We start from the raw sequence: 1,244 nt of genomic DNA, 5'->3' as shown, positions 1-1,244 counted from the left end.
GTCAGCCGGAACGCCCCGCACTAGCCCCCTACGTGCCAGGCGGCGACCGGCACTCGCCGGGCCGCGCACGCGCATCGCGCGGCCCGGCTCCGCCCGCCGCTGCTTGGCACCCACCGCTGGGCCCCGGCGCTCCGCCTCCCGCACCCACGCAGCGAAGCCGCCGATCCCACCGGGCCCCTTGTGACGGGCTGCGACGCGCCCCTCGGGGGGCGATCCACACGCGAACGGAGAGAAGGACCCGTGAATCGCACCGACCAAACGATCACCACCCGCGTCTGGGCCAACGACTCGCTCGGCCCGTTCGACTGCACACTCGACCCGGACCCCGCCAACCGGGCGAACGGCTGGCTGAACCCCCGATTCGCCCTGGACGCAGTCCGCGAGCTGTCCGCTCAGACACTTCGCCTCGCAAACGAGCCCGGCTATCCCAGCTACGAAACCATCCACGTCATCGAGGGCCGCGCGGACAGCCAGGACACCGTCCACATCATCGAAGGCGGCCCCAACCAGTACCGCGAAAAGGAGAGTGAGGAGACCCAGGCAGTCGCCGTGCATATCCCCTGGCGAGGCCTGAGCCCAGGCACGGACGCCTCCATTACCCATGTCACCCCGCAGACACGCGAGGCAGCCCGCAAGCGCAAGACCACCTGCCGCGGCGCCCGTCGCGTGGTCGTCGTACACATCCGCTGGCAGTATCTGAACGAAGGCTGCGACACGGCCACCGCCATCATCTGTCTCAACGCTGAGGGCCTGTACCCGATCGCCGGCTGGGGGGAGTGGACATGGGACCTCGCCACCTGGTGGTGCGCGTGCGGCGAGAAGTCCTACTGGCACGAGTCGTGCCCCTGCGGCCTCACCCGCGACGGCCAGCCGAAGGCGCCGCTGGGAATCGCGGGCGTCAAGGTCGGCCTGATCCTGCGCGCTCTGGCCCCCGAGGCGACGTCGGCCCTGATCGACCTGACCGACCTCGCCCGCATCTGCGCGGTATACGCCGGGAACAGCGAGCTCGACACGGCCGACGACACCGGCCCCTTCGACACCGAGACACTCGGCTGGGCCGACCAGGTGCTGCGCACGGCCATGGACGAAGCCGTCCCCGAGGACCTTGCCGCGTCCGGCTGGGAGCACGTCCCGGACGAGCGGTCCACGGCTCTCTATCGGATCACCTTTCCGACCACGCCCACCCCCTGACCACCGCAGGTCCGCTCCGGCCAGGTGACCGGAGCGGACCTCTCGCGTTCCCG

At 70.7% G+C, this 1,244-nt stretch carries 1 protein-coding gene; it reads left to right on the top strand.

Going from position 1 to position 1,244, the window contains the following annotated elements:
• The first annotated feature begins 240 nt into the window (after positions 1–240).
• Positions 241–1,191, top strand: coding sequence for a hypothetical protein (locus tag EEJ42_RS31445; protein ID WP_123105259.1), 951 nt, complete (start codon positions 241–243; stop codon positions 1,189–1,191).
• Positions 1,192–1,244 lie beyond the last annotated feature (53 nt).

The organism is Streptomyces botrytidirepellens, assembly GCF_003721215.1.
GTDB classification, from domain to species: domain Bacteria; phylum Actinomycetota; class Actinomycetes; order Streptomycetales; family Streptomycetaceae; genus Streptomyces; species Streptomyces himastatinicus.
This window is presented reverse-complemented; position numbering and strand designations above follow the sequence as displayed.